Annotated in this window: 26 protein-coding genes and 1 pseudogene; 6 read left to right on the plus strand and 21 right to left on the minus strand. The window is 67.8% G+C overall.

What is annotated here, in order from left to right:
* Positions 1-82: 82 nt before the first annotated feature.
* From Rhe02_RS50085 to Rhe02_RS29835, 4 genes and pseudogenes are all read right to left on the minus strand, one after another.
* Positions 83-793 carry a maleylpyruvate isomerase family mycothiol-dependent enzyme gene (locus Rhe02_RS50085; protein WP_373320727.1) on the minus strand — a complete coding sequence of 237 codons (711 nt, stop codon included), beginning with the start codon at positions 791-793 and terminating at the stop codon, positions 83-85.
* Positions 767-1189: pseudogene (locus Rhe02_RS50090) on the minus strand (ASCH domain-containing protein); the annotation flags it as partial. The gene Rhe02_RS50085 and the pseudogene Rhe02_RS50090, both read right to left, overlap by 27 nt.
* Positions 1190-1200: 11 nt before the next feature.
* Complete coding sequence (locus tag Rhe02_RS29830; RefSeq protein ID WP_203911733.1) at positions 1201-1734, minus strand: hypothetical protein; 534 nt, start codon at positions 1732-1734, stop codon at positions 1201-1203.
* A 91-nt stretch (positions 1735-1825) separates the two neighbouring features.
* Positions 1826-2899: a hypothetical protein gene (locus tag Rhe02_RS29835; RefSeq protein WP_203911734.1), complete on the minus strand. Its 1074-nt coding sequence runs from the start codon at positions 2897-2899 to the stop codon at positions 1826-1828.
* Between the two features lie 124 nt (positions 2900-3023).
* Here Rhe02_RS29835 and Rhe02_RS29840 point away from each other — a divergent pair, with 124 nt between their 5' ends.
* From Rhe02_RS29840 to Rhe02_RS29850, 3 genes are all read left to right on the plus strand, one after another.
* Positions 3024-3587: a GNAT family N-acetyltransferase gene (locus tag Rhe02_RS29840; RefSeq protein WP_239124131.1), complete on the plus strand. Its 564-nt coding sequence runs from the start codon at positions 3024-3026 to the stop codon at positions 3585-3587.
* Positions 3588-4631: 1044 nt separating this feature from the next.
* Positions 4632-5390, plus strand: coding sequence for a MerR family transcriptional regulator (locus Rhe02_RS29845; RefSeq protein ID WP_203911735.1), 759 nt, complete (start codon positions 4632-4634; stop codon positions 5388-5390).
* 52 nt (positions 5391-5442) lie between these two features.
* Complete coding sequence (locus Rhe02_RS29850) at positions 5443-5742, plus strand: GlsB/YeaQ/YmgE family stress response membrane protein (protein ID WP_203911736.1); 300 nt, start codon at positions 5443-5445, stop codon at positions 5740-5742.
* Positions 5743-5755: 13 nt separating this feature from the next.
* Here Rhe02_RS29850 and Rhe02_RS29855 read toward each other — a convergent pair whose 3' ends face one another.
* Positions 5756-5929 carry a DUF1059 domain-containing protein gene (locus tag Rhe02_RS29855; protein ID WP_203911737.1) on the minus strand — a complete coding sequence of 58 codons (174 nt, stop codon included), beginning with the start codon at positions 5927-5929 and terminating at the stop codon, positions 5756-5758.
* Between the two features lie 3 nt (positions 5930-5932).
* Positions 5933-6400 carry a CBS domain-containing protein gene (locus Rhe02_RS29860; RefSeq protein WP_203911738.1) on the minus strand — a complete coding sequence of 156 codons (468 nt, stop codon included), beginning with the start codon at positions 6398-6400 and terminating at the stop codon, positions 5933-5935.
* Positions 6401-6493: 93 nt separating this feature from the next.
* Between Rhe02_RS29860 and Rhe02_RS29865 the strand changes: the two genes are divergently transcribed.
* Together Rhe02_RS29865 and Rhe02_RS29870 are read left to right on the plus strand one after the other, a co-directional pair.
* Positions 6494-7837, plus strand: a complete 1344-nt coding sequence (locus Rhe02_RS29865) for a DUF2207 family protein (protein WP_203911739.1) — start codon at positions 6494-6496, stop codon at positions 7835-7837.
* Positions 7798-9015 (plus strand): NAD(P)/FAD-dependent oxidoreductase, encoded by a 1218-nt coding sequence (locus Rhe02_RS29870; RefSeq protein ID WP_203911740.1) that lies wholly within the window; start codon positions 7798-7800, stop codon positions 9013-9015. The genes Rhe02_RS29865 and Rhe02_RS29870 overlap by 40 nt, the downstream gene beginning before the upstream one ends.
* A gap of 83 nt (positions 9016-9098) precedes the next feature.
* Here the strand turns inward: Rhe02_RS29870 and Rhe02_RS29875 are convergent, their stop codons facing one another.
* Together Rhe02_RS29875 and Rhe02_RS29880 are read right to left on the minus strand one after the other, a co-directional pair.
* Positions 9099-10154 (minus strand): hypothetical protein, encoded by a 1056-nt coding sequence (locus Rhe02_RS29875; RefSeq protein WP_203911741.1) that lies wholly within the window; start codon positions 10152-10154, stop codon positions 9099-9101.
* Positions 10155-10266: 112 nt separating this feature from the next.
* Positions 10267-12060, minus strand: a complete 1794-nt coding sequence (locus Rhe02_RS29880; RefSeq protein WP_203911742.1) for a galactose-binding domain-containing protein — start codon at positions 12058-12060, stop codon at positions 10267-10269.
* A gap of 195 nt (positions 12061-12255) precedes the next feature.
* Between Rhe02_RS29880 and Rhe02_RS29885 the strand changes: the two genes are divergently transcribed.
* The gene (locus Rhe02_RS29885; RefSeq protein WP_203911743.1) at positions 12256-12660 is read left to right on the plus strand and encodes a VOC family protein; all 405 of its coding nucleotides are present in this window, start codon (positions 12256-12258) and stop codon (positions 12658-12660) included.
* Positions 12661-12663: 3 nt separating this feature from the next.
* On the opposite strand, the gene Rhe02_RS29890 is transcribed toward Rhe02_RS29885, so the two are convergent.
* The 13 genes from Rhe02_RS29890 to Rhe02_RS29950 form a co-directional block, all read right to left on the minus strand.
* The gene (locus tag Rhe02_RS29890) at positions 12664-14298 is read right to left on the minus strand and encodes a non-homologous end-joining DNA ligase LigD (protein ID WP_203911744.1); all 1635 of its coding nucleotides are present in this window, start codon (positions 14296-14298) and stop codon (positions 12664-12666) included.
* Positions 14291-15199: an LLM class F420-dependent oxidoreductase gene (locus tag Rhe02_RS29895; RefSeq protein ID WP_203911745.1), complete on the minus strand. Its 909-nt coding sequence runs from the start codon at positions 15197-15199 to the stop codon at positions 14291-14293. The genes Rhe02_RS29890 and Rhe02_RS29895 overlap by 8 nt, the downstream gene beginning before the upstream one ends.
* An 11-nt stretch (positions 15200-15210) precedes the next feature.
* On the minus strand, positions 15211-15948 hold the full coding sequence (locus Rhe02_RS29900) for a hypothetical protein (protein WP_203911746.1): 738 nt from the start codon (positions 15946-15948) through the stop codon (positions 15211-15213).
* Between the two features lie 50 nt (positions 15949-15998).
* A complete protein-coding gene (gene smpB / locus Rhe02_RS29905; RefSeq protein WP_203911747.1) occupies positions 15999-16487 on the minus strand; it encodes an SsrA-binding protein SmpB in 489 nt (162 codons plus the stop codon).
* A 17-nt stretch (positions 16488-16504) separates the two neighbouring features.
* Entirely contained in the window at positions 16505-19546 is a 3042-nt protein-coding gene (locus Rhe02_RS29910) for a carbohydrate binding domain-containing protein (RefSeq protein ID WP_239124132.1), read from the minus strand.
* A gap of 130 nt (positions 19547-19676) precedes the next feature.
* Positions 19677-20024: an STAS domain-containing protein gene (locus tag Rhe02_RS29915; protein ID WP_203911748.1), complete on the minus strand. Its 348-nt coding sequence runs from the start codon at positions 20022-20024 to the stop codon at positions 19677-19679.
* 12 nt (positions 20025-20036) lie between these two features.
* Positions 20037-21575: a fused response regulator/phosphatase gene (locus Rhe02_RS29920; RefSeq protein ID WP_203911749.1), complete on the minus strand. Its 1539-nt coding sequence runs from the start codon at positions 21573-21575 to the stop codon at positions 20037-20039.
* On the minus strand, positions 21572-22897 hold the full coding sequence (locus Rhe02_RS29925) for a sensor histidine kinase (protein ID WP_203911750.1): 1326 nt from the start codon (positions 22895-22897) through the stop codon (positions 21572-21574). Before Rhe02_RS29925 ends, Rhe02_RS29920 begins: the two co-directional genes overlap by 4 nt.
* Complete coding sequence (locus Rhe02_RS29930) at positions 22894-23901, minus strand: ATP-binding protein (RefSeq protein ID WP_373320724.1); 1008 nt, start codon at positions 23899-23901, stop codon at positions 22894-22896. The genes Rhe02_RS29925 and Rhe02_RS29930 overlap by 4 nt, the downstream gene beginning before the upstream one ends.
* Positions 23898-24317 (minus strand): anti-sigma regulatory factor, encoded by a 420-nt coding sequence (locus Rhe02_RS29935; RefSeq protein ID WP_203911752.1) that lies wholly within the window; start codon positions 24315-24317, stop codon positions 23898-23900. Before Rhe02_RS29935 ends, Rhe02_RS29930 begins: the two co-directional genes overlap by 4 nt.
* Positions 24314-24727 (minus strand): STAS domain-containing protein, encoded by a 414-nt coding sequence (locus tag Rhe02_RS29940; protein WP_203911753.1) that lies wholly within the window; start codon positions 24725-24727, stop codon positions 24314-24316. The genes Rhe02_RS29935 and Rhe02_RS29940 overlap by 4 nt, the downstream gene beginning before the upstream one ends.
* A complete protein-coding gene (locus Rhe02_RS29945; RefSeq protein WP_203911754.1) occupies positions 24727-25587 on the minus strand; it encodes an STAS domain-containing protein in 861 nt (286 codons plus the stop codon). The genes Rhe02_RS29940 and Rhe02_RS29945 overlap by 1 nt, the downstream gene beginning before the upstream one ends.
* 54 nt (positions 25588-25641) lie before the next feature.
* Positions 25642-26601, minus strand: a complete 960-nt coding sequence (locus tag Rhe02_RS29950; RefSeq protein WP_203911755.1) for an anti-sigma factor RsbA family regulatory protein — start codon at positions 26599-26601, stop codon at positions 25642-25644.
* Positions 26602-26603 lie beyond the last annotated feature (2 nt).

Consider the following 26603-nt stretch of genomic DNA (forward strand, 5'->3'; position numbering starts at 1 on the left):
GCGGCAGCGCCGCTCGAGAGCCGTGTCTTTCCTCCAGGCAGCGGCGTGGCGCTGCAATTTGGGCGCGGCGTTGGGGTTTGGGCTAGGCGAGGGTTAGGTGGGTGAGGCCGGCTTGGTGGAGGAGGGTTTGGTCGGTGGGGGTTAGGGGCTCGCGGCCGGTGGTTTTGCGCAACAGGGTGGCCCCGCTCCAGCCGGTCGCGTTGCGCACTACGGCCGCGCCGGAGGGGAGCACCAGGCCCTCCACCATGTGGCAGGCCTGCTCGGTCAGCCACGGCGCCACGCCGAGGCCGTCGGCCAGGTCGATGCCGTGCACGGCCAGCTCGAAGACCCGGGTGACCAGAAAATCGGTCAAGGTCAGCACGTCACCCCAGCGGGTGCGCACCAGCCGCTCAGGCGGCTCCTGGGCCAGCCGCGGCAACAGGTCGAGTTGGCTTTGCAGCAGGGAGAGCTGTTGCGGCACCGGGGTTTGAGCCGCGCTCTCCTGCGCCTGGGCGATCCTGCTTGCCGTGGCCGCCGAGGCGAAGCGCTCGTCGGGCCGGAAATAGTGCGCGGCCGGCATTGCGGAGCCCTGCGGCTCGGGCTCGTCGAGCATCGACTCTAGCCGGGAGCAGGCGATCACCGTGTGGGCCAGCTCATCGGCGACCGTCCAAGGTGGACAGCGGGTCGGATTGGCCAAGGCCGTCTCGGGTGTGCCGCGCAGCGCCTCCACCAGCGCGGTGACCTCCGCGGTGAACGCGGCGACGGCCTCGGCGCGCGACCAGATCCGCTCGACGACCCGAAACCGTTCAGTCACCGCGATGGTGTCGTCGTCGACGGTGAACCCGGGATCGCCCAGCGCCTCGCGTACCTGATCGGAGTGCCAGAAGCGCTCATGCCCGGCGCGCCACTGCGCCACCGATTGATAGCCCTCGCCCTCGTCGATGGCATGTTGCAGGTCGATGTCGCCGACCCGGCAGGTGCCGGCCGCGGTGGTCTCGATGACCGCCACCGGCTGCAGCTGCGAGTCGATCACGACGCTCAGCTCACCGGGCACCGGAAGCTCGTCGCCGCAGAGCTGATAGTCGAGCCACAAACCGGTGGTGGACGTTTTGGCGCCGCTCAGGATCGCGGCCACCAGCTGATCGCGCAGCGGGCCGGGAAAGGCGAACTCACTTCGGGGCAGATCGTCATAGCGCACGCCGCCCAGCATAGGTGGCCGGCTCAGGCGGGCTCGGCGAAGCACAGCGGAGCGGCCGGGAAACGCAGGGTCAGCTCACGCCGGACCTCCTCGACGGCATCGGTCTCCACCTGTGCGCAGGTGCCGTCGTAGCGTGCCCAGGCGGACAACCGGTGCCCGGCCGCCTCGCTCGGCAGGTCGTGCACGACCCACCACAGCTCGAGGAAGCTGTGCGGGGCGCAGATCACGGTGATCCGCTCGGCGTGCGGGACGGCGTCGACCGCCGCGTCGAACTCGTGGGAAGGCTTGCGCCACAGTGTCACCCGCCCGCTGTCGGAATCGACCTGATGGCCCGCATAGGACTCGCCCCACGGGGTGGCCATCCAGCGCAGATTGTCGTCGATCGCCTTGAGCTGGTCGTAGTCGGGTGCGGAGGGGCGTAGCGGCTGCGGGCTGGACCCGCCCGGCGTGGAGGTCGGCGGGCACACCGCCTGCTCGGTCTGCTCTCGGGCCTGACAACCGGCGATGATCGGCAACAGCAGCAAAATGAACCCCGCCGCGCCAGCCCTAAACCTCATCGCCGTTCTCCCCGTGCTGAGCTGTTGTCCTACCTGGACAGTATGCGCTCGGGCAGCGCGGCCTGCTGCCCCGCCGCCCGAGCTTGCCCCGCTAGACGCGGGAGGTGTAGGAGATGAAGAAGTCGGTGTCGGTCTGAACCCCGGCCGGGTTGAAACAGATGACGTTTCGCACCGTGACGACGGCGCCGCCGATGTTCCACACGTTCTGCAGGTTGCACCAGAAGGCGCCGTTCTTGAAAGCCGTTACCTGCACGTGGGTTTCGCGGTACCCGACCTTGTGGAACTCGATGTACTTCAGCCCCGGGCCGGAGGGGATCATCGTGTTGACGGAGCCGACCGAGTTGTAGTTGGACGGCCCGCCCGGAAAGCCCGGGGTCCACAGGTAGGCGAAGTGCTTGGGCGGGTTGAGCGCGCCGTAGATCGAGCGCTCGCGCTGATAGGTCAGATTGAAGTAGCTGTCAGCCGGAGCGCCGGTGTGGTCGTAGCAGCGCACCAGGATGTCTTGCCCGGCGGCGATCGGGTTCCACGCGTCGACCTTGCAGCGCCGCGGGCTGTTGGGATGCTGAGCGGTCACCTGGATGTCCCCGTCGAACAGGCCGGTGCTCACCCCGGGCAGGAACACCTTGTAGACCCCGGTGCCGATGCCCCCGTGCGAGACCGTGTTGACCCCGAACGGGTTGTAGGACGGCCCTGTCCCGCCAGTGATCTTTCCGTGGACGTAGGCGTAGGCACCCGCGCCGACCGGGATTCCTGAGCTGGTCGAGTACATGACGCTGAACTGGGACCAGTCGAGGGTGACAAGGGCGCCGGAGTACTTGTAGCACTGGACTTCCACGACCTGGTCCGCGCCGGAGGTGAAGATGTTGAACACCTGGCACCAGCGCGCGTCGGGGCCCACCGCCGTGACATGGGCAACGCCGTTGGCGGAGGCGATGCTGGGGAAGACCACCCGGTACCGGCCGACGGGTCCGGCGCTCACCGTGCTGTTGATCAGGCCGTCGCTCTTGAACTGGCGGGTCGGGTCCATCAACAGCCCGGGTGGGGGCGTCGGGTTGTGCATAAAGGCGAAGGCCCATTTGTCCGGTACGGCGGCCTGCGCCGGGGTGACGAGCGCTCCCGCGGTCAGCGTCGCTGCGGCGAGAACCACCAGGATTCGGCGGAACATTTCCACCTCCAGATAGGGGACAGGTGGCGCCAAACTACCGACTCAAATCGCAATACGTAGATGTATCGACGTTGATCTGCCAGGTGCGCTGACGGTTTTCCGACGGATGCCTATGATCATCGGCATGAGTGAACCCGAAGTGCTGCCCGCCACTGCCCAAGACCGGGAAAGCGTGGTGGCCACTGTGGTGGCCGCCTTCGACCGCGACCCGGCCTTCCGCTATTTCTTCGACAGTGACGACTTCACCGCACAGGCGGCCACCTTCGCCGGATACCTGTTCGACAAACGGGTTTCCCGGGGCACAGTGTGGATGGTGGGGCAGGCGCAAGCAGTGTCCTTATGGGACGGTCCGGCCAGTGACGGCCCACTGCCCAGCCTGGATCTGCCCGCCGCGGTGCTGGCCCGCCTGGACGCCTACCGAGATGCGGTGCACGGCGTGATTCCGCAGACGCCGCACTGGTACCTGGGCGTGCTGGCCACCCATCCCGGCCACGCCGGGAAGCGCCTGGGCCGGGCGGTCATGCGCGCCGGTCTGGACCGGGCGGCCGCCGACGCCCTGCCCGCCTACCTGGAAACCACCAACCCCGGCAACGTGGAGCTTTACCGCCGCTCGGGCTGGGAGGTGGCCCGAGCCATCGACTCCGGCCCGGTGCCGATCTGGGTGATGAAAAACAAAGCAGTGGCTTAAAGCGGCACCGCCACGCCTTGCTTCCGCCCGCGCCAATGTTGCCTCGCCTCACGCCCCACCGCACCACCCAGCCTTCGCCACTGTGCCGTGTTTCGACCCCACCACCCGCCGCGCTGTTCCTTCTGCCCCTGCTCCCGTGCCACCTACATCTCTGCGTTAGGGCGGTGAGGCAGAGATGTAGGTGCCGTGGCCCCTTCGGCCTTCGGCCCTGGCTGCCTGCCGCGTTGCGTGTGTTTGCGCCGGTCTCCGCCTACTGCTGCCGTGGCACCTACATCTCTGCGTTAGGGCGCTGAGGCAGAGATGTAGGTGCCCTGGCGCCTTCCCCCCTTTGACCCTCGCTGCCCGCCGCGCTGCTTGTGCCCCGTCTTTGCCTACGGCTGCCGTGGCGCCTGCATGTCTGGTTAGGGCGGTGAGGCAGAGGTGTAGGTGTCGTCGACCCTTCGGCCTTCGGCCCTGGCTGCCTGCCGCGTTGCGTGTGTTTGCGCCGGTCTCCGCCTACTGCTGCCGTGGCGCCTGCATGTCTGGGTTAGGGCGCTGAGGCAGACGTGTAGGTGCGGTGGGTCCTTCGGCCGCCTCTGCCCGCCGCGCTGCTTGTGCCGGTCTTTGCCTACTGCTGCCGTGGCACCTGCATGTCTGCGTTAGGGCGCTGAGGCAGAGATGTAGGTGCCACGGACCCCTCCGCCTTCGACCCGCGCACCTTGTGTTTGCGCCGGTCTTTGCCTACGGCTGCCGTGGCACCTGCATGTCTGCGTTAGGGCGGTGGGGCAGAGATGTAGGTGCGGTGGGTCCTTCGGCCTTCGGCCGTCCCTGCCTGCGTGCGCTGCTTGTGGCGGTCTTTGCCTGATGTTGCCAGGGCGGCTGCATGGCTGCGCTAGGGCGGTGGGGCTGAGGTGTGGGTGACGTGGACGCTTTCGGCGGACCTTGTGGGCGGGTGGGGGTGGGCCGAGGGCTGCTGCGGCGAATGGAGGCTGCGTGCTGGAGTTTGTGGGTTGACTCTTACGTAGCGGGAGGATGCAGCCTGGAGGGCGGAAGGGAGTGAGAAGCATGGCTTACCCGATCGGGAAGGTGGCCGAACTTGCCGGAGTTACGGTGCGCACGTTGCACCACTACGACGAGATCGGGTTGTTGTCGCCAAGTCAGCGTTCGGCTACCGGCTACCGCCGCTATGACGACGCCGACCTGGAACGGCTGCAGCAGATCCTTTACTACCGGGAGCTGGAGTTCTCGCTCGAGGAGATTGCCGCGATCATCGACGATCCGCAAGCCGACGCTACCGCGCACCTGCGGCGGCAGCACAAGCTGCTCTCGGAGCGGATCGCCCGGCTGGCGAAGATGGTCAACGCGATCGAGTTCGCAATGGAGGCAAGCAAAGTGGGCATCAACCTGACGCCTGAGGAGCGCTTCGAAGTGTGGGGCGGCTTTGACCCCGACGAGCACGCGCAGGAGGCCGAACAGCGCTGGGGCGACACCGACGCCTATCGGGAGTCGATGCGCAAAACCAGCCGGTACACCAAGCAGGACTGGCTGCGCATCAAGGAACAGAGCGAGGACTGGGGCCGGCGCATCGTGGCGGTCATGGACGCGGGCGCTTCGGCGCAGTCGCCGGAGGCGATGGAGCTTGCCGAGGAGCACCGCCAGCACATCAGCCAGTGGTACTACGAGTGCAGCTACGAGATCCAGACCGGCCTCGCCGAGATGTACCTGGCCGATGAGCGGTTCATGGCCACCTATGAGGCCATCAAGCCCGGTCTGACCGTTTTTCTGCACGACGCGATCCTTGCCAACGCGGTGGCCAGGTCGTAGCGCTTTATCTATTTATGCACGCTGATCCGGTACCCCAGAGAAAAATGACCTTATGCTCGGAACAATCATCTGGGGAATCGTCGGGGGCGCGATAATCGGCATCCTGGGGCGGCTTCTGCTGCCCGGGAAGCAGAACATCTCGATGCTCATGACGGTAGTGGCCGGAATCCTCGCGGCCACGCTGGGCGGGATCATCGCTGATTGGCTCGGCGTGGGCGACACCAAGGGCATCGACTGGTGGCGTCACGCCATCCAGCTGGCGCTGGCCATCTTCTTCGTCTGGCTGGTGGCCAGGTTCATGGGAAGGCGCGGACCCACGGGCACTACCGGGGCCGTGGCCCGGCCCCGGTAATGCCCACAGCGGCCTAGCCCTGGCCGCCGATCGGATCGATCGGGTTGGCCAGGGCTAGCACCTCGTCGCGTGACACCTCTCTGCCGTGGGTGTCCAGCTCGTGAGCCTGCATGATCTCGACGAGGTCCTCGTCGGTGCCTATGGCCTCGAAGCCGCAGTCACACGTGACGATCTTCAGCGGATCCATAGCTCACTTGGTCTTGGACTTGCGCCCGCCGGCCTTCGCCATCGCCGGAGTCGGCGGGGCCTGCGTGATCGTGCTGACGAAGTGGTGCAGCTTCTCGTCGGACAGGTGCTGAGCCAGGTCCGCCTCGCTGATCATGCCGACCAGCTTGTGGTCCTCCATCACCGGCACGCGCCGGATGAGGTGCTGCTCCATCAGGCGCAGCACCTCGTCCTCGTCGGCCTTGGAGTCCACCCAGATCGGCTCGCCCTGCGCCAGCTCGCCCGCCGTCAGCTTGGACGGGTCCTTGCCCGCGGCGACGCACTTGATGACGATGTCGCGGTCGGTCAGGATGCCTTTGAGCTTGTTGTCCGTTCCGCAGATGGGTAATGAGCCGACCTGCATCTCGCGCATCATCTGCGCCGCGCGGTCCAGCGTCTCGGTGGCCGGGACGCACTCCACGCCCAGGTGCATCATCTGCTTTGCCGTGGTCATCACACTCTCCCTCAACGGTTGGGTCCTGGATCATCATCCGGCGGCAGGTTGCTCCGTCGCAGGGTTTTGGCCGCACTGGCGTCGCCTTGGCGCATGCCGTTTAATCATCCGGTGAGCCGGGAGACCAGCATCAACCTCAGTGTCATCGCCGTAGCGATCTGGCTGCTGTCCTACGCGATGGTGCTGGCGTATTTCCGCCAGCGCACGCTCAAGCCCGACCCTGCGACCGAGGATCTGCGTGAGGAGTCCCCGGCCGTGGTCAGCCTTTTGGTCAACAACTTCGAGCCCGGGCTCGACCTCGTCGAGGCGACGCTGCTCGATCTTGGGGCGCGGGGGTTCCTGGAGTTCCGCCCGAGCGAGTCCGGGCGGCACACCGTCCACATTGGAAAAGAGTTTCCGTCCGGGCTCAGCGCCTTCGACCAGCAGGTCTTCGACCGGGTCAGCGGCTCGGCCATCGGCGGGGTGGCCCAGCTCGAGCGGACCGTCTTCGACGACCTGTACCGCACCGCGCAGCGCGAGGCACGTGAGGCCGGCCTGAGCCAGCTGCGTTTCGACTGGCGCACCCAGAGCTGGCTCATCGTGGGCGCGGTCGCCGCCGCGGCCACCGTCGGCGGCAGCCTGTTCTGGGCCTCCGGGCTCGTGCTGCACCTGACCGCCGGAGTGCTGGTGCTGCTGGCCCTGCTGGGCCTGATCGCGGCGGGGCAGCGGGTGCAGCACACCCCGGCCGGGATCACGGCCGCCCAGCACTGGCTGGGCGTAAGGCAGTTCATGCGCGGGCATTCCTCCTTCGTCGAGGACCCGCCCACGGCAGCCAAGCGCTGGGAGCGCTATCTGGGCTATGGGGCGGCCATGGGGGTCACCCATGGGGCGAGCCTGCTGGCCGGCGATCGCCACCTGATCTGGGCCCACCACGACGGGCGCTGGCGGCGGGTGCGTGTGGAGTACCCGCGCGGATGGGACCGATACGGCCGCTCAGTGCCCGACCTGCTGCGCCAGGCGGGGACCAGGCTGGCGGCGGGGGGAGCGCTGCTGCTGTTCTGGCGCTTCGAGTCCACCGTGGCGACCAACCTCGGGCTGGTGGCCGGCGCCTACCTCGTGCTGCGCGGCCTGTACCTGGTCATCCGTACCCTGATCGATCTGACGCCGCCGCGCACCATCGCCGGCGAGGTGCTGCGCATCGACGCGTGGCGGCCCGGCCGGTTCTCGGTGCGCCAGGACCTCTACGTCTGGCGGGTGCCGCACGTGGCCTACCTCGTGGTCGACGACGGCGAATCCGACCGGCTCACCGCCTGGGCGCTGCCCAAGGGCAAGTTCCCCGAGCCCGGAATGCGGGTGCGGATTGCGGTCAGACCGTGGAGCCGTCGCGTGATCCAGCTGGCTCTGGTTGAATCGACGGTATGGCATTCGTCGTCGTCGGCGGCTCCCTGGCGGGGGTAAACGCCGCCATCGCGCTGCGCGAGCAGGGCTACCCGGGCGAGCTCATCGTGATCGGGCAGGAGCAGGAGCCGCCATATGAGCGGCCGCCGCTGTCCAAGGGATACCTCCTCGGCGATGCCGAGCGCTCTTCGGTTTTTGTCCAGACTTCATCTTGGTACCAGGAAAATGCGGTCGATCTGCGGCTGGGTCAGGAGGCCGTGGCTGTCGACGCCGCCGCGCACACGGTGACGCTCGCCTCGGGCGAGCAGATCGGCTACGCCAAGCTGTTGCTGGCCACCGGATCCGAGCCGCGACGGCTGCCCGTGCCCGGCGCCGACCAGCCGCACGTGCGCTATCTGCGCTCGCTGGCCGACAGCGAAGCGCTGCGCGAGCAGTTGCGCATGGGTGCTCACGTGGCGGTGATCGGGGCGGGCTGGATCGGCCTTGAGGTGGCCGCCGCCGCCCGCCATCACGGCGCGAACGTGAGCATCGTCGAGACCGATGCGCTGCCCCTGCGCCGGGTGCTGGGCGACGAGGTGGCCGGCGTCTTCCGCGACCTGCACCAGGCCCACGACGTGACCTTCCATTTTGGACGGTCGGTGCAGTCGATCGGCGCCGACGCGGTCATCCTCGACGACGGCACCTCGGTGCCCGCAGACGTTGTCGTGGTGGGCATCGGCGTGGCGCCGCGCACCGCCCTGGCCTCGGCCGCGGGGCTGGCCGTCGACAACGGGGTGCTGGTCTCCTCGTCGCTGCGCACCTCCGACCCCGACATCTACGCCTGCGGCGACATCGCCAGCTGGGAGCATCCCCTTATCGGGCAACGCATCCGGGTCGAGCATTGGGAAAACGCGCGGCAGAGCGGCCAGTTCGCGGCGCGGGCCATGCTCGGTGAGGCGGGCGTTTACGACTGGCTGCCCTATTTCTTCTCCGACCAGTACGACCTGGGCATGGAATATTCGGGCTACGCCGGCCCCGGTGAGGCCGACCGGGTGGTCTTCCGCGGCGACGCCGCCGCGCGTGAGTTCATCGCCTTCTGGCTCAAGGAAAACCGGGTGCTGGCCGGTATGAACGTCAACGTCTGGGACGTGCACGACGACATCCGTGCGCTGGCCACCGCCGGGCACTCCGGCCGCAGCGTCGACCCCGGCAAGCTGGCCGATGCGCAAGTGCCCCTGGGCGAGCTGCTGGCCTCCTGACCGCGGCCGGCGCAGGCACCAGGCCGGGTTGGCAGGGCTCAGGCGGACTCGGCTCAGGCGGACTCGGCTCAGGCCGGGCCGGCTCAGGCTGGGCCGGTGAAGTAGATGTGGTCGTTCATGGCGTAGGTCATGACGACGGTCAGCTCGCAGGCGTCGCGGTCGATGATGTATCCGATGTCCCACGACACGGTCTGGCCCGCGGCGATATCGGTGGGCGGGGAGGTGCCCAGCCCGCCGGCGGCGTTGTCGATGGGTGCGGCCTCTATCCCGTCGCAGCTGGCCGTCGAGGTGATCTGGTCCTTGGGCATGACCTCGGTGCCCTGATTGGCCACCGTGACCGTCACGGCGATCGCCCTGCCCTGCGGCGCGGGGGCGGAACCGCTTGTCGGGTAAGGCTTCGGCGTCGACACGGTGACCGTGGAGCGGGTGCCCTGGTAGGTCGCGCCAAGCGCCAGCCGCCGCGCGGCCTGCTCGTCGGTGAGCGGAATCGGCTCGCCGAGGCTCGCGGCGTTGAGCTTGTCGTGGAAGCGCTGGGCGGTGGCGGAGGTGTCGACCGGCGGCGGCTCGTCGGCGGAGAGCACCCCGACGTAGCCGATGTTGTTGCCCACCCGCTCATAGAGCAGCTCCGCCTTGAACAGCTCGGCCTTGTTGACGCCCGGGTCGAGGGTGATGAGGAACTGGTCGTCGCTGCCGACGTCGGGGCCGTCGCTGACAGTGACCTTGAGCTTCATGCCGTCGATGTCAATCTCGGGGCACCCGCGCGCCACGAACTCGGCCGCCGCCAGCACGCCGCTGGCCTCCTCGGCGCTGGAATGCGAGGAGATTCCGCTGAGCACGACGGTGTACATGTCGTCGGTCATGGTGCGGCTGCCCGAAGTCGCGCCCTGCGGAAGGTAATCCAGCCGTTCCAGGCAGGTCATCGGGGCGATGTCGGTGCCGGCGCTGTCCTCGACGATGAAGGGGCCTTCGAAATCGGCCGGCTCCAAAAGGATGTCCTTCACCTCTTGCATGGTCAGCACCCGTGCCGTGCCCGGCGGTGAGCTTGGAGTCGGTGTGGGCGTGGGCTCCACAGATACTGCGGCACCGGCCATGAGCAACGAGCCGGCGCCGAAAACGGCGATCGATGTCAGAAAAGTCATGTCAACCGCCTCCCCCCGATCCACGCTACGCGATGTCCCTGACCGCCATGCGGCATTCGACGGGGTCGGGGTGGGCACGCCTGGCGTGCCCACCCCGGGCGATATCGGGTTGCTACCAGCCGACCGCCACCAGCAGCCACTGCGGGTTGCCGTGGGAGACGAACGACGACTGGTTGGCGAAGTCGTCATACGGGAATCCGTAGGACAGCTTGCTGATGGCGTGGTCGTGCCAGAACTTGGAGTAGTAGTTGGCCGGACCGGTGAGATAGAAGTTGGCCGGAATCTGTTGCTGCGCAGGCGTTAGCGTGGCGACATGCCGGTTGAGGGCGGCGCACATGCTGGGGTTGTTGGCCAGGCTCCCGGCGCATCCGAAGATGTCCGAGGTGGCCGCGGTGACCCCGACCGACTGCGCGTAGGCGGTGAAGTAGCCGGCGTTGACGCCGCCGGCCCGGAAACTCGGGTCGCTGCCGGGGGCCACGATCCGGAATGGGGTGTAGTTCTGTGCCAGCACACGGAATTGGGCCGGTACCTCGTCAATGAACCTTTGGAAGGTGACCGCGCGATCCTCGGCGAAGGTCGCCTGATCCTCGCCCACCTGGACGTCGTAGCCGTCCTGGGCGCGCAGGCGCATGGCCAGCTTGAGGCCGAAGGCGTCCACCCGGGTGGTGTTGCCGTTGAAGACCGCGGGCCCGACCGTGAACTCGATGAAGTCCCAGTACTGGCCGGTCGGTGAGCCGAGGTAGAAGTACATCCGGCCGGCCGAGTTGGCGGGCATGTCGATGTAGGGCTGTTCGGCGATCGAGCGGGTCTGCCCGTTGAAGCTCCAGAAGACCTGGCTGTCCGGGTAACGGCCGTTGGTGCGGTTGAGAATCTTCACCATCACCACGTTTTGCGCGGGCGGGATGGTGGAGGTGTCGCCCCAGAATCCGCCCGGGTTGGGGCTCGGGCTCGTGGTGGGGCTTGCGGTGGGGCTGGTGGTCGGCGACGTGCCCGACCGCACCGCGAACTCGAACAGCGAGTAGCCGTAGGCGGTGGCCCGGACGGTGCCGTTCATCCGCACGTAGCGTCCGCTGCCGGAGACGGCGAGGGTCTGGGTGCCGCCCGTGCCGGTGGTGGTGCTGAAAATGGTGCTCCAGGTGGAAGCGTTGGCCGACACCTGGATCTGGAACGAGCGGGCGAAGGCGGCCTCCCAGGTCAGCACCACCTGGCAGATGCTCAGGGAGCTGCCCAGGTCGACCTGGATCCACTGCGGGTCGCTGAAGGCGCTGGCCCAGCGGGTGGCGGTGTTGCCGTCGAAGGCAGCGGAGGCGGGGAAGGTGGCGTTCTCCACCGAGGAAGCGGTGGCGGGCCGGCCCTGTGCCACGTTGGCGGTGCCGCAGCCCGGGTTGGTGCCGCTGATGGTGCCGAAGATCTGGAACTCCCACAGCGAGTAGCCGTAGGCGGTGGCCCGCGCGGTGCCGTTCATCCGCACGTAGCGGCCGGTTCCGGTGATGGCCAAGGTCTGGATGCCGCCGGTCGCGGTGGTGGTGCTGTAGATCGTGGTCCAGGTGGTCCCGTTGGCGGAGACCTGGATCTGGAAGGCGCGGGCATAGGCGGCCTCCCAGTTGAGGACCACCTGGTCGATCGCGGCGCTGGCGCCCAGGTCGACCTGAATCCATTGGGGATCGCTGAACGCGCTCGACCAGCGGGTGCCGGTGTTGCCGTCCACGGCGGCCGAAGCCGGGGTGGCGGCGTTCTCCGCCGACGAGGCGGTGGCCGGTTTTCCTTGCGAGATAAGGGGACCGGCGGCGCTGGCGCCGGTGACGGCCACCACGGCGTAGGTGGTCAGCAGGCCGAGCAGCGCGGCCAGTGCGGCCAGCAGCGCGCGGCGCCGCGCGGGATGGGGGGCAGAGCGAATGGAGAGCATGACAAAGCTCCTGACCTGGGGACGGGCATACAGTCAGAGTCGTTGCCAGAGGCGCCGCCGACCCCTGAAAAGGGTTGCCGCTGGTGCACGACGGACGATCATCTATCTGGGAGAGCGCTCTCCCATTCGGTCAGCGTTGTCGATGCCCGCCGCACTGTCAAGAGGCTTGTCCTACCCATGGGCGATCATCGGGTGATGCGAGGACGAATCAAAGGTGACGCGGCCGCGCCGCGCATGTCCAGAAACGATTTTTGGGGAGTGGTGCTCGACGCGCCAGACGCGGGCGAGCTGGCGGGCTTCTACGCGAGCCTGCTGGAGTGGGAGATCTACAAGGCCGAGCCCGCGTTCGTTACGGTGGCCCCACCCGACGGCGTGGCCTACCTGGCGTGCCAGACCGCCGAGGGCTACCAGCGGCCGGTGTGGCCCAACGCGGCCCAGGCCCAGCAGATGATGATGCATCTGGACTTCGAGGTCAGCGACCTGGAGACCGCGGTGGGCCACGCCATCGAGCTTGGCGCGGTCCAGGCCGAGTTTCAGCCGCAGTCCAATGTCCGGGTGATGCTCGACCCTGCGGGCCACCCGTTCTGCCTGTATACGTGACCGTCAGCTCAGCGCCGGCAGGTGCTGGGTGTGCAGCAGCACGTCGCGAAACAGGTCACCCTTTTCGGCCAGCCGCTGGGGAAGGGTGCGGATGGTGAAGCCGTCCGGGGTGAGGGTGGGGTCGTCGAGCTCGTCCCAGGTGATGGGGGCCGAGACCGGCGCCCCCGCCGCCGGGCGCGGACTGTAGGGCGCGACAAGGGTTTTGTTCACCGCGTTCTGCGTGTAGTCGAGGCGGGCCAGCCCGGAGCGGTCGCTCTTCTGCCATTTCCAGCTGACCAGATCGGGCACCACCGCTCCCACCATTTTGGACAGTTGCTGGACCCAGACCCGGGTTTGCTCGAAGCTGGGGCCGGGCGCGATCGGTACCCATATCTGGATACCCCGTCTGCCGGTCACCTTGGCACGGGCGGACACCCCGAGATGCTCGAAGGCGGTGCGGTGCAACCGTGCCAGCGCCAGCAGATCGTCCCAGCTGGTCTGGGTGCCCGGGTCGAGGTCGATGAGCGCATAGGTCGGCTTGGCCGGCTCCTGCGCCAGCGAAGTCCAGGCGTGCCACTCCAAAGCGCCGAAGTTGGCGGCCCAGACCAGCGCGGCCGGCTCATCGACCACCAGGTAGGTGTGCGTCTCGCCACGGTCGGCGCCCGGATTCTCCCAGCGCGGCACCCATTGCGGGGCATGGTCGGGCAGCTGCTTGTGCCAGAAGCCTTTGGTCTGAGCGCCGTTGGGGAAGCGGTTGAGGTTCATCGCCCGCCCGGCCACGTAGGGCAGCAGGATCGGGGCCACCTGAGCGCTGTAGGCCAACAGCTCCCGCTTGGTGACCGGCTCCTGCGCGGGCAGCGCCGGGAAGAGCACCTTGTCGAGGTTGGTGACTTTGAGCTCGCGGCCGAACACCTGCCAGCGGCCGCCGGCGGCGGGCAGGTCGTCCAGGGCGGCCAGCTCGTCGGGCGAAACCGGGGGCGCGGTGGCCGGTTTGAGCGCCACCGAGGCCTGCTCGGCCGGCAGCTCGGAATGCCAGGCCCGGTCGGGGTCGGCCTTGACCTCGTCGTTGGTGCGCCCGGAAAGCACCGAGCGCGGATGGTCTTCGGGATCCCAGCCCGCCACGGCGAACTCGTCGCGCTTGTGCAGCAGCAGCCACTCGTTCTTGCCGGACCGGCTGGAGTTGCTGCGCACCAACACAAACCGGCCGCGTAGTTTCTGCCCCTGCAGGTCGACGTGGATTTCCCCGTCGGCCACAGCCTGCCCGGCGTCGGCGCTCTTGCTGGCGCGGTGCCGGTGGACCTCGAAGGTGCCCACGTCCCAGACGATGACGTCGCCGCCGCCGTACTGGCCGGCTGGGATCACCCCTTCGAAATCGAAGTAGTCCAGCGGATGGTCCTCGACGTGGAAGGCGGCCCGCCGCACGGCCGGGTCGAGCGTGGGCCCCTTGGGCACCGCCCAGCTGACCAGCACGCCGTCGATCTCCAGGCGGAAGTCGTAGTGCAGCCGCCTTGCTCGGTGGCGCTGCACCACGAAACGCGGTGCCGCGCCGGCTTCGGGCATCGACCGCTCGCCCGAGGGCTCCGGGGTGCACGCGAAGTCCCGCTTGCGTTGGTAGGTCGCAAGCTGTTCCTTGGCGCGCGAAGCTGGTCTTTCAGGCAAGCTGAGGTAGCACCTCGCCCATGAGGACGTCGAGATGGTCCAGGTCGGACAGGTCCAGGATCTGCAGGAACACCCGGCTCGCACCGGCCTGGGCGAACTGGGCGATCTGCTCGGCCACCTGATCGGGTGTGCCGTACAGCGGCGGCGGGCCGCCGATGGCTTCCGCGCGGCGCTTGGCGTCGCCGTCTGTCCGTCCACATGCGACGGTCTGCGCGACCGAGTAGACCGGCTGCGGCCGCGAAAGCTCCTGGCACGCCTGCGTTACGCGTTGATAGACCTCGCGGGTGTCGGCCACCGAACGGAACGGCACATTGAACTCGTCGGCGAAACGGGCGGCCAGCTCGGGTGTGCGCTTGGGGCCGGCCCCGCCGACGATGATCGGCGGCCGGGGCGACTGCGCCGGCTTGGGCAGCGCGGGGGAGTCGGCCAGCTGGTAATGCTTGCCGTGGAAGCTGAACAGCTCGCCGGGTGGGGTGGTCCACAGGCCGGTGATGATGGCCAGCTGCTCTTCGAGCCGGTCGAAGCGCTCCCGGACCGGGGGAAACGGCACCCCGTAGGCGGTGTGCTCGGCGTCGTACCAGCCGGCGCCCAGGCCCAGCTCGACGCGGCCACCGCTCATCTGGTCGACCTGAGCGACGGTGATCGCGAGCAGGCCCGGCATCCGGAACGTCGCCGAGGTGAGCAGGGTGCCCAGGCGGATGCGTGAGGTCTGCACGGCCAGCGCCGCCAGCGTGGCCCACGAGTCGGTGGGGCCGGGCATCCCGGAACGCTTACCCATCCGCAGAAAGTGGTCGGAGCGGAAGAACGCCTCGAAGCCGAGCTGCTCGGCGTGCAGAGCCAGCCGGAGCTGATCGGCATAGGAGGCACCTTGCTGAGGCTCGATGAAAACGGCAACCCGCATAGGAACCGATCCTAGCCGCCAGGGCTGAACCCGTTGCTGATCGAAAGGTTGCGCCCGATCGCGCTGCGCTGGGTCGGGGCGATGCTGAGCTGCAGCTTCTCGATCGCGACCGCCACCCGCAGCTGCATCGCCCGCGCGCTGGGATGGATCATCGGCTGATATCCGGCGGCCAGGGTGGCGACGGTGGACGCGGGCGTGAGCACCTCGACGGTCGTCGTCGGCGCGAAGACCTGCGGCTCCGAGTAGCCCAGGAATGACCAGCGCAACAGCCTTCCCCGCACGACCAGGTAGGTCGCGTCGTCGAGGCGGACCATGGCCCCGTCGGGAAGCGTGTAGAGCATCGCCTGGCGGGTGAGCTGACGGCGGGTACGAGAATGGACCCGCTCGGAGTGCAGCTGGTTGTCCAGCTCGGGAGCACGCGGCCGCTCCTGCAGAGCGCGGGCCCGCCGCCAGGCGTCGGCGAAGGCGGCGAGGCTGGCGCGGCGGCAGAACCCGCACGGCCGGTGCCCGGCCGCCAGCGCGGTCGCCTCATCGAGGAAGAACAGCGCCGTCCACCGGCCCGGTGGCATCGGATCGCGCTGCACGTCCTTGTAGGCCAGCACACAGCACAGCCATGCCTTCGACCGCCAGCGCGGGACCCCGAGCTTGCGGTCGGGTCCGTGAAGACAGCCCCGGTTGCCCATCAGCAGCCCCCGCGCCGACACGGCAACGATCTCTGAGGTGGGTGTCACCCGATTCTGAAGTGGCATCGCCGCGAAATCTACCCCCGGGGTATCCACTTTTGCACCGGCGAGGCGAGCTACCCTTTCCGGCCCTTCAGTCGGCGGCCCATCGCCCGAGCGATCTCCCGGTTGGCGTCCCGCTCGGCGATGGCCTGGCGTTTGTCGTACTCCCGCTTGCCCCGGGCGATGGCCAGCTCGATCTTCGCCCAGCCGTTCTCGAAGTACATCGACAACGGGATCAGGGTCAGCCCGCTCTCCTTGGTCTTGTCGAGGATCTTCTTGATCTCGGTGCGGTGCAGCAGTAGTTTGCGGACCCGGCGGGTGTGAATGGTGGCCCGGTTGGCGTGCCCGTAAGCGGCGATGTGCAGGCCGTGCAGCATGATCTCGCCGTCTCGTTCCTGGCCGAACGCCTCCACGATGGACACCTGCCGGGCCCGGGCCGCCTTCACTTCGTCGCCCAGGAGGGCGATTCCCGCTTCGTAGGTCTTCAGGATGGCGTAATCGTGTCGCGCCCGGCGGTTGGAGGCGATGACGACGCGCTCGGTTTGCCTGGACCTAGCTTCCATCCCGCCCATGGTAGCGGTTACTGCAGGTAGGGTCCGCCCGTGCCGATCTTTCCGGGCGCCGGGTTGCCGGGCAGGGAAAGCACGTAGACGCGGGCGTTGCCCTGACCGGACAGGCTCACCGTGAGGGTGCCCGCGGTGACGGTTTGCACGTCCCCGGTCACCGCATCGACATAGGTGCCGTTGGGGATGCCGGTGAACGTCGAGGAGGCGGAAACGGTGACCAGGGCGAAACTGTCGATCCCGCGGCCGGCGTCGGTGTAGCGGCGTTTGTAGGCGATGGGACCGCTGACCCCCTCGGTGGAGTACTGGCCCATCTGCAACGCCGGGACAGCTCGGCGGATCTGGTTGAGCCGCTGCAGATGTTTGACCAGTGGCTGCTGCAGGGTGCTCGCGACGGCGCCGCTGGCGGTGCCGACGACACCGTAGTCGGCGGCGGTGACGGTGCCTGCGATCCGGTCGCCGTAGTAGGCGCGGCCGGTGTTGGCCAGCGGGCAGGTCGGGCCGCAGTCGATCTGCTTGCCCTTCTGGAATTCGATTTCCGAGCCGTAGTACAGGGTGGGGATGCCGCGGAATGTCCACATGAGACTCATGTTCTCCGCCCAGGCGTCGGTGCCGCCGGTGTAGCGCATGCCGGACTTGTTGGGCCCGAAGTCGTGCGAGTCCACATAGACGGCGTTGAAGGTGGCGTCGTTGGTGGAATCGTCGCTGTCCTTGCCGTTGCGGAAGGCGTTGCCCGCGTCGCCGAAGTTCATGTGCATGCGCATGTCGATGATGTTCATGCCGGAGAACTGGCTGTAATCCGGGCTGTGGTAACTGTTTCCGGCCAGGAAGGCGTTGGCCGAGGTGGGCTGCCCGGCCGGGCCGAGACCGTTCTCGTAGTTGTACTGTTCCAGCGCGGCGGTCACGTCGTTGGCGCTGTAGTCGCGGCGCTCCTTCCAGGTGAAGAACTGGGCGGAGTGGTTGACCGAGCCCCGGTTCCACTTGTCGTTCACGAACGCGGCGACCTCGCCGAAGATGTAGAAGTTCTTCGCCTCGGCCGCGCCGTACTTGGCGGTCAGGTGCTGCTGCAGCGCGGGCAGGAAACGCCTGTTCCAGGTGACCCGCGGGACGTGTACGGCGGTGTCGATGCGGAACCCGTCCACGCCCATGTCGATGTATTTGTTGTACGCGCCGATCAGATAGCTCTGCACGGCCGGGTCCTCGGTGTTGAAGTCGGCCAGATCGTCGTGCAGCCAACAGGATCGGGCGTCTTCGCCCTCCCAGTTGCCGATCCAGCACTGGTGGTACAGGTTGGCCGGGAACATGCCCGAGGTCGGGCTGGGCCACTGGCAGTTGCGGATGGTGAACCCCTCCGGGCTGACAAAACCGGTGGGGGTGCCCCAGTTGCGGCAGGTGTTGCCGGCCGGTTCGGCGGTCGACCACAGGTCCCCGTTGTAGGGGCGGCCCTTGGCGAGCTCGTTCTGGGCCGGGGTCAGCGCCGGGTCGTTGCCCTGGTGTTCGGCCATCGGATCGTATTGGCGGCCGGTTTCCTTGGTGCTGTAGAGCCAGTCCCACTGGCCGTCCTTGGCGCCCCAGACCGGTGGCACGTAGAGACCCTTTGCGCCCCAACGGGAGCTGTGGTTGAGCACGATGTCCTGATAGATCTTCAGCCCCTTGGCGTGGGCGGTATTGATCAGGTCCTGGTAGCTCGCGCCGGGCGACTCCAGCCGGGTGTCCACGCGGTAGAAGTCCCAGCCGTGGTAGCCGTGATAGTCGTAGTCGGACCGGTTGAGCACCACCGGCGTGATCCAGATCGCGGAGAACCCGAGCGCTTTGATGTAGTCGAGCTTTTCGACCAGTCCCTTGAAGTCGCCGCGGAACATCGGATCGTTGAGCGCGGCGTTGCCCGAGCGCACGTGCTGGCTGCCGCCCCGGTTGTTGGAGCTGTCGCCGTCGTTGAAACGCGCGGTCAGCACGAAGTAGATGGACTCCTTGCGCGGGTCGCCGCCGAGCATCCTGCCCGCGGGCGGCACAGGCGGCGCCGTGCTGGTGGTGGCGGTGGCTGAAGTGCTTGCGGCGGAGAGGTTTGCGGCCGCGTCGAGCGCCTTGACGGTGTAGCTGTAGGTGGTTTGCGGGGCCAGGCCGCCGTCGGCGTAGGTGGTGGCACCGGTGGTCAGCACGACCGGGGAGGGGCTGCCTCCGGTCCGGGTGAGCTGATAGCCGGTGACGCCGCGGTTGTCGGTCGACGCCGTCCACGACACCGTTATGGTCACGTGGTCGGCGGTGGCGGTCACGTTGCCGGGCACCGTGGGCGGGATGGTGTCGGGCGGCACGGCCGCGCAGGGGTCGGCGGCGTTGGTGGTGACGACGCCGTCGCGCACGGTGCTGACCCCGGCTTGGAGGCGATAGTTGTTGCCGTTGTTGTTGTCCCACGTCCCGGCGTTGTTGTTGAACACGGCCTGCATCGAGGTCGCGGCGCCGAGGCTGACGGTCTTGCGCACCCATCCCGCGCAGGCGGGGGCGTCCATCCTGACACCCGGTACGGCGGTCCAGGGCTGGCCGTCCGGCGCGTAGTGAAGGTTGACCGTGGTCCAGTTGCGGCTGACCGTGTTGTAGAAGACGGTGGCGCTGTTGCCCGGCGGCGGTGTGGCCGAACACGGGTCGCCGCTGCCGATCACCCCGCCCGACACGGTGACGATTCCGGTGCCGATGCTGTAGTTGCGGCCACTGTTGTTGTCCCAGGTGCCGCTGCCGTTGTTGAACACGACCTGGGCGGTGGTGGCCGTGCCCAGGTCGAGAGTCCTGGTTACCCAGCCCGCGCAGGAGGCGGCAGCCATCGCCACCCCCGGTACGGCGGTCCACGCGCCCCCGGCCGGGGCGTAGTGAATGTTGACCGTCGTCCACGCTGACGACGGGCGGTAGAAGACGGTGACGGTGCTGGCCGCCGCGGCCGGGCCCGGCATTATCGCGATCACGCCGGCCAGGGCGAGGCACAGCATCGCGGACAACAGGGCACGCAGGGGGCGGGTCTGTCCGTTGTGGACGGCCGTCGCCATGTTACGCACGGGTGACGCGCTCATGGCCGAAAGATTGCGCGTCCACCGCCATCGATGTCAATCTTCTTGCAAAGAATTTCTGCAGGTGATTGGCCTTATTGGGGTTGAGGAGCTGAAACGGCTTGCCTACCGTTGCCTAGATTTGCAAAGATCGCTAGCTCGATGTCGGCTGTTGCCCGGTCAGCATGTCGTAGACATCGACGATCTCCAGGACCTCGCGGACAGTGCCGCGGGCGCCGGTGAGCCGGAAGGCGCGGCCGTGCTCGCCGGCGAAGCGGTGCGCGATGAGCAGACCCCGGATGCCGCTGGAGTCAATGAAGCCAACCTGATGCAGGTCGACCTCCAGGTCCAGGCCCGGGTGATCGAGGATGGCCTGGCGCAGCCAGCCCGCGAGGTCGGCCTCGGTCGCCAGGTCGAATTCACCGGCCAGCGCGACGCGCACAGCACCGCTGAGCACATCGACTTCATGTGTCGCTTGGGGCGGAAGCTCGGCACGTTCCATCCGGCTAGCCAATCACAGCCGCCGCAAAGCGACAACGGCGACGTCATCCTCGTTGGGTGGGCTGGTGAGCTGTGTGAGAAGACGCTCACAGTAACTTTCCAGATCGGGTTCCACGGTGGCGGCAAGCTCGCTGAGCTCTTCGACCCGTCCCAGGATCGAGCAGTCGCGCCGCTCGATCAGCCCGTCGGTGTAGAGCAACAGCGTGCTGCCCTTGGTAAGCGAGAACTCCAGATCGGCGGGGCGGGGCCGGTTCAGGCCCAGCAGGGGCGCCCGGTGCCGCAGCTGCGTGGAGGTTCCGTCGGCGATCAGCAACGGGGGCAGATGTCCCGCGTTGGCCATCCGCGCCCGGCCTGTTTGCGGATCCAGCACGATCAGGCATAGGGTGGCGAGCTCGCCAGGGATCAGCCTCACCATCAATTCGTCGATGAGGCCGACGATGTGCCCGGGGGAATGCCCCTCGATCGCATAAGCCCTTAGCGCGTAACGGATTTCGGCCATCACCGTGGCCGCGTGCAGCGAATGCCCCACCACATCGCCGATGGCGATCAGGAGCTGGCCGTCGTGTAGCGAAAGCTCGTAGAAGTCGCCGCCGATTTCGGCTTCGGGGCTGGCCGGCTCGTAGCGCACAGCCAGGTCTATCCCGGCCACGGTCGGCAGCGCGCGAGGCAAAAGGCTGCGCTGCAACGTGATGGCGATGCGATGGTCGGAGTCCTGGGCGCGCTGGGCCTCGGCCGCGGCGCCCAGCGCCTGGGTGAGCTGGGCCAGCAGCTGGGTCTCGCGCTCATCGGCGGACAGCGCGACAGCGACGTAGAGCGAGGGCCGGTCGGCCCGCAGCCGGGCCGTGGCCACGGTCACCGTCGCGTCGCTTGGCCACTGCGCCAGATTCCACTCGCCCGCGGTGCCGGTCTGAATACGCGAGCCGATAGGAACCTTGTCCGTGGGCGGATCCCATGGATGCATGGCCACCGGGCCGTCGGCCAGCGCCGCCGTCCAGCGTCCGTCGAGGCTCTCGGTGGCCACCAGCGCCGCCGCGCCGAAAAGCTGCGAGGCACCGGAGGCTGCGGCCGTGAGCAGCTCATCGAAGGTCCCGGCCATGGTGACGGCCAGGGTGGTGTCGGCCAGCTGGGCCAGCCCGTCGGCGAGCTGCTCGGCCTGGCGTCGCGCCTGGTAGTAGCGCAGGACCGCCTGAACCGTGGCCACCAGCTCGTGCGGGTCGATGGGCTCGACGAGGTAGGCATCGGCGCCGCCGACAAGCCCGATGGTGCGGTCGGCGGAGGCGGTGGCGTGGGCCGACACGTGGATCACTGGCGTGCCGCCGCGTTCGGGGTCGTTCTTGATCCAGCGGCACACGTCCAGGCCGCTGATGTCGGGCAGCTTGACGTCGAGCACCACCATGTCGAAGGCGCGGCGCTGCAGCTGTTCCATCGCGTCGTGGCCGTTCTCGGCCTCCGCCACGGTGTACCCGGCGCGGGTGAGCCAGCTGTTGAGCAGATAGCGCTTGGGCGCGCGGTCGTCGACGACGAGGATGGTGGGTTCGGCGGGCGCGCTCACGGCTGCCTCGTCACCGGAAGTGTCACGGTGAAGACGCTTCCCCGGCCCGGCTCGCTTTCCATGCTCATGCTGCCTCCCAACACTGCGACCAGTTTGCGCGCATAAGGCAGGCCCAACCCGGTGCCCCGCACCTTTTGCCGGGTGGGAAGCTGGTAGAACTCCTCGAAAATCCGCTCGTGATGGGCGGGGGCGATGCCTATGCCGGTGTCGGCCACGGTAATGATCCAGCTGCGTTCTTCGCAGCGGGCTCGCATGCTCACCTCGCCCCGGTCGGTGAACTTCACGGCGTTGTGCAGCAGATTGCGCAGGATCTGGGAGAGCAGCGCCTCGTCGGATTCGATCCAGGAGCCGTCCTCGGGGATGTCGACGACGAGTTCCACCTCCGGCGTGGTGAGGACTGCCTTGAGCGTGCCGCGCAGCTGTTTGAACATCTGGCCGAGGTCGACCTGTGTCCACATCGGATCGAGGCGGCCAGACTCGGCCTTGGCCAGATCGAGCAGATCGTTGACCAGTGACAGCAGGTCTGCGGCCGAGGCGCGGATCAGCCCGATCTGCTCGGCCTGCGCTGCGGTCAGCGGATCGGAGCCGGGGTCGGAGATCAGCCGAAGCAGCCCGATGACCGAGGTGACCGGAGCCCGTAGCTCGTGGCTGACGTTGGCCAGGAACCGGGTCTTCGCCTCGCTCGCAGCGCGCAGCTGACCCGACTTGTCGTCCAGCTCGGCATAGAGCGCCACCACTCCCCGGTTGGTCTCCTCCAGCTCGCTGCTGAGCTCCAGGTAGAGCGCCATCACGCCCCGGTTGGTCTCCTCCAGCTCGTTGTTGAGCACCTCAAGGCGGTCGCGCTGGCGGTGCGCTTCGTCCAATGCGGACAGCAGATGCTCATTCTGCGAAGCCAGCTCGTCCAGCGGGCTGGCCACCGCAGACGAGGCGAGCATGCGCTTGACCTCGCCGACTCGTTCGGCGGAGACATGATCGTCGGGGAGGCGGCGTGACAACATGACGGTGGTGCCTTGCCCATCGGAGGTCAGTTCCAAAACATCGACCAGCCTGCCCACTGGCGCGATCGTCTGGCCATCCAGATGACCCTTGGTGTGCATAAGGATTCGCAGGTTCGGCGGCTCGCCGGTGACCGTGAAACGCACCTCCACGTTTGGGGCGTGGACCAGCATCTGCCGCCCGATGTCGCTGAGCGCGGTGGCGATGCGGATCTGATCCTGGTGCTCCAGCCCCAGCGCCGCCGCGGCTTCCCGGCCACGCTGCCTGACCTCGAAGATGTCCTGCTCGCGGCGCAGCGCCAGCTGCAGCAGATTGGCGTCGGTCATGGGTGCGTCCGGGCCGCGAGGACGCAGGCGTCGTCGCGGCGAACGCCGGCGTCGCGCAACACCGTCGCCGCGATCAGCAAGGGCGACCTGGATTCCAGGCCGGGGTACCCATCGAGGCTCCACTTGTCGCTGACCCCGTCGGAATGGGCGACCAGCAGGGAATGGGGCGTGCACGGGTACTCGAACTCGCGGATGGTGGCCTTTCCGTGGCCGGCTATCCCGGGCATCGAGACCACACCGCGCCGCTCGTGTCCATTGAGGATGGTGCCGGCGATGTTTCCCAAGCCGCACACGCGAATCAACGCTTCGTCGGGGTCGATCTGCGCGACGAGAAGGGCCGCGCCGCGGGTATGCGACAGGCCGCGGTGCAGCCTGTTCACCAAGGCGGCCGGGTTTTCCATCGGCGCCGAGCCGAAGATGTGCAACGCGGCCTGGGTGGCGGCCGCGGCCAGCGGGCCGTGGCCCAGGCCGTCGCAAACCAGCACCTGGCTACGGTTGCCTTCGCGGCGGATGGCGTAGCCGTCTCCGGTGACGTGTTCTCCGGTCATCGGCCGGGTCAGCCCTTCCGCCCAGGCCGATGGCGGATCCTTCTGCTGCTGCCACATCTGGGCGATCAGCACCGTGCCCCGGCCCGGGGTCGAATAGACGTCGTAGCGGTCGGCGAGCCGCGCCACCGCGCCCAGGCCGATGCCCAGCGATCCCGCGGTGGTGTGCCCGTCGCGGTGAAACCTTGTCAGATCGGCGATTCCGGGCCCGGCATCGACGCTGACCACTTCCAGGCCGGCGTTGTCGACCTCACGGACGGGACGGACCAGCAGCACCCCTTCAGTGGCGTGTTTGATCAGATTGGTACCCAGCTCGGTGACGACAATCGCGAGATCGGCCACTTTGCGCTCGCTCAGCTGCAGCGCCTGTGCCACCTCGACGGCATAGCGGCGGGCCGCTCCGACGACGCTCTCCTCATCGAAGCGGAACCATGACGGGACAGGGGTTACCGAGCTCACCGGGCCCATTTGGTCACCGATACTGTCGTGCCCACGCCGACCGCGGTCTCCAGCTCGAACTCGTCGACCAGCCTGCGGGCACCACTGAGGCCCAGGCCGAGGCCGCCGCCGCTGGTGTAGCCGTCGGTGAGGGCAAGCTCGACGTCGGGGATGCCGGGGCCGGAGTCGCTGAACACGATGCGGATGCCCCGCCGGGCGCCGTTGTCGAGGTGGCTGACTTCGGCCTTCCCGCCCCCGCCATAGACCAGCGTGTTGCGGGCCAGCTCGCTGGCGGCGGTGACCAGTTTCGTCTGATCGACCAGTGACAGTTTGGCGGCGACAGCGGCTGTGCGCACCAGCTGACGCACTCGGACGACGTCTTCATCGCCACTGATGGCCTGAACCGCAGCCGCTTCCACGTCTCCGGCGGCGCTCATGGTGACTTCGAGATCTCGTGCTCATCCACGAAGTCGGGCTCGGCGAAATCGTCCTCGTCCGCCCGGCGTGCCAGCAGCTCCATGCCGCGCTCGACGTTGAGCGCGGTGCGGATTCCGTTGAGCGACAAGCCAAGCTCGACCAGGGTGATCGCGACCGCGGGGCGCATGCCGACCACGATGGTCTCCGCGTCGAGCACCCGCGAGATCGACGCGATGGTGGACAGGGTGCGCCCGACGAAAGAGTCGACGATGTCCAGGCCGGTGATGTCGATGATGACGCCCCGGCAGCCGGTGTCGACGATGCGCTGCCCGAGGTCTTCCTGCAGGGCGAGCGCCATCTGGTCCTGCATGTCCACCTGGATGGAGACGAGGAGCACCGGGCCGATCTTAAGAATCGGCACCCGATCCATTACGCCGCCCGCCGCTGGGAGCGGGCAAGCTCTGAACCGGACATCTTGATCGCATGCCGCAGCGCGTCGGCCAGGCTGGCCTTGGTGACGATGTCGCCGAACTCGATGCCAAGCGCCACAATGGTTTGCGCGATCTGTGGCCGGATGCCGGAGACGATGCATTCGGCGCCCATCAGCCGCGCGGCCATCACGGTCTTGAGAACGTGCTGGGCGACCTGGGTGTCCACTGCCGGTACCCCGGTGATGTCGATGATGGCCCAGGGCGAGCCGGTGTCGATCAGGGCCTGGAGCAACCTCTCCATGACGACCTGGGCGCGCGCGGAGTCAAGCGTGCCGACCAGGGGAACGGAGACCACGCCCTCCCACAGCTTCACCACCGGTGTCGACAGCTCCAGCAGCTGTTCGTTCTGCTCGGTAATGATCCTCTCGCGGGCCTTGGTGTAGCTCTCGAAGGTGAACAGGCTCAGCTCGTCGATGAACGAGGTCCAGGCCACGTAGTCGCGCAATGTCGCCTCGTCGCCCTTCTCCACTCCGGCAACGTCGTAAATGGCCGTCTTGAGGGCGAGCACTGTGGTGGCGGTCTCGGTCGCGGTGAAGCCCTGACGCGCCCGGCCGCGGGAAAACTCGCTGAGCACCGCCCGCAGCTCCGCGCTGCGATCGCTGGCCACGTCGGTGGCGCCGGCGCGTAGCGTCGCCTGCAGCTGGCGCTGCAGATCCAATGTCTGGCGCGCGGCTTCGGCGACGGTCAGCCGCCCTCGCAGGGGCGCGGCGGCGACCTCTGCCCACCGGGCGGAGATCTCCTCCGCGCGGTCTGTGAGAAGCACGTTGAGTCGTTCGCTTTGCTCTGCGTTCAGCGCCATGGTTTCGATCCTCTGCGCGTGGCGAGAAGGGGTAAGCGGTTCGCGGCGACTGTATCACCGCTGATTGGGCAGATTGATATGCAATCGAATGCTTGTGCCCGTCTGGTGGCTATGAACGCGAACCAGGTCTGCAAGTTCATGCACAATCAACAGGCCATAGCCACCGGTGCTGCCAGCCGGCCGTGGAACGCGTCCGGCCATGGGGTCGGGCCAGGTGCCGGCATCGTCGATCTGGCACACGAACACCCCCGGCTCGGACCAGAGGCTCAGGCTGGCATGGCCGTCGGCGTGCAGGATGCTGTTGCAGGCCAGCTCGTTGACCGCGATGGCCAGCTGGCGAACCCGTTGCGGGGCAACGTTCGCCGCGGTCGCCTGTGCGGTGACCGTCTGCCTGAGACCGCGCAGGTCGCCCCGGTCAGCCACCGAGCATCGGTAGGCGTCGCCGGGCGGATGGGGAATCGGCAGATCGAAGTCGCGCGCGGCGTCGACCGGGTCTGCGTATGCGCTATTGCGCCAGGTGTTCACCCCGTCGGCCAGGGTGGGGTGGGTGCGATGCGCGTCGGCGATGGTCTGCGGCCGCAGCGCTACTGTGTCAAAGGGACACAGGATAGCCGCGTCGCGGCCGGTGAAAGCAAGGTTGATCATGGCGTCGTGAGCGGCGCACTCCTGGTATTCCATGCAGCTGCGATCCGGCCACATTGACTCGCTGATCAGCCAGACCCGTTGCCCGGGATGACGATCGGCGAATTCCAGCAGAATCCATGGGAGGATCCGGCCCGGGTTGCGGCCCGCGATGGACATGTCGGCGAACTGCAGCCGGTGGTCGGCGTCGCCGAGCGCGTCGCGAATCGCCTCGTTCTTCCCACCGCCCGGAACCGCCACCAGTACCGGAGCCCCAGCGTCCAGACCTTCGCGGATGAAGGTGACGCATCCGCGCGTGTAGGAAGCCGGGGAATCGTGGAGCAGCCCAATGTGATGAAACACCGGTGCGCTGGCCTGGCGGGAGATGGCCACAA

It is taken from the genome of Rhizocola hellebori, from assembly GCF_016862955.1.
Taxonomy (GTDB): Bacteria; Actinomycetota; Actinomycetes; order Mycobacteriales; family Micromonosporaceae; genus Rhizocola; species Rhizocola hellebori.

Excerpts from the sequence above, each read along its gene's own strand:
- Rhe02_RS29830 (WP_203911733.1), bottom strand. The coding sequence starts at position 1,734 with ATGAGGTTTAGGGCTGGCGCGGCGGGGTTCATTTTGCTGCTGTTGCCG.
- Rhe02_RS29835 (WP_203911734.1), bottom strand. The coding sequence starts at position 2,899 with ATGTTCCGCCGAATCCTGGTGGTTCTCGCCGCAGCGACGCTGACCGCG.
- Rhe02_RS29840 (WP_239124131.1), top strand. The coding sequence starts at position 3,024 with ATGAGTGAACCCGAAGTGCTGCCCGCCACTGCCCAAGACCGGGAAAGC.
- Rhe02_RS29845 (WP_203911735.1), top strand. The coding sequence starts at position 4,632 with ATGGCTTACCCGATCGGGAAGGTGGCCGAACTTGCCGGAGTTACGGTG.
- Rhe02_RS29850 (WP_203911736.1), top strand. The coding sequence starts at position 5,443 with ATGCTCGGAACAATCATCTGGGGAATCGTCGGGGGCGCGATAATCGGC.
- Rhe02_RS29855 (WP_203911737.1), bottom strand. The coding sequence starts at position 5,929 with ATGGATCCGCTGAAGATCGTCACGTGTGACTGCGGCTTCGAGGCCATA.
- Rhe02_RS29860 (WP_203911738.1), bottom strand. The coding sequence starts at position 6,400 with ATGACCACGGCAAAGCAGATGATGCACCTGGGCGTGGAGTGCGTCCCG.
- Rhe02_RS29865 (WP_203911739.1), top strand. The coding sequence starts at position 6,494 with ATGCCGTTTAATCATCCGGTGAGCCGGGAGACCAGCATCAACCTCAGT.
- Rhe02_RS29870 (WP_203911740.1), top strand. The coding sequence starts at position 7,798 with ATGGCATTCGTCGTCGTCGGCGGCTCCCTGGCGGGGGTAAACGCCGCC.
- Rhe02_RS29875 (WP_203911741.1), bottom strand. The coding sequence starts at position 10,154 with ATGACTTTTCTGACATCGATCGCCGTTTTCGGCGCCGGCTCGTTGCTC.
- Rhe02_RS29880 (WP_203911742.1), bottom strand. The coding sequence starts at position 12,060 with ATGCTCTCCATTCGCTCTGCCCCCCATCCCGCGCGGCGCCGCGCGCTG.
- Rhe02_RS29885 (WP_203911743.1), top strand. The coding sequence starts at position 12,256 with ATGCGAGGACGAATCAAAGGTGACGCGGCCGCGCCGCGCATGTCCAGA.
- Rhe02_RS29895 (WP_203911745.1), bottom strand. The coding sequence starts at position 15,199 with ATGCGGGTTGCCGTTTTCATCGAGCCTCAGCAAGGTGCCTCCTATGCC.
- Rhe02_RS29900 (WP_203911746.1), bottom strand. The coding sequence starts at position 15,948 with ATGCCACTTCAGAATCGGGTGACACCCACCTCAGAGATCGTTGCCGTG.
- smpB (WP_203911747.1), bottom strand. The coding sequence starts at position 16,487 with ATGGAAGCTAGGTCCAGGCAAACCGAGCGCGTCGTCATCGCCTCCAAC.
- Rhe02_RS29910 (WP_239124132.1), bottom strand. The coding sequence starts at position 19,546 with ATGAGCGCGTCACCCGTGCGTAACATGGCGACGGCCGTCCACAACGGA.
- Rhe02_RS29915 (WP_203911748.1), bottom strand. The coding sequence starts at position 20,024 with ATGGAACGTGCCGAGCTTCCGCCCCAAGCGACACATGAAGTCGATGTG.
- Rhe02_RS29925 (WP_203911750.1), bottom strand. The coding sequence starts at position 22,897 with ATGACCGACGCCAATCTGCTGCAGCTGGCGCTGCGCCGCGAGCAGGAC.
- Rhe02_RS29935 (WP_203911752.1), bottom strand. The coding sequence starts at position 24,317 with ATGAGCGCCGCCGGAGACGTGGAAGCGGCTGCGGTTCAGGCCATCAGT.
- Rhe02_RS29940 (WP_203911753.1), bottom strand. The coding sequence starts at position 24,727 with ATGGATCGGGTGCCGATTCTTAAGATCGGCCCGGTGCTCCTCGTCTCC.
- Rhe02_RS29945 (WP_203911754.1), bottom strand. The coding sequence starts at position 25,587 with ATGGCGCTGAACGCAGAGCAAAGCGAACGACTCAACGTGCTTCTCACA.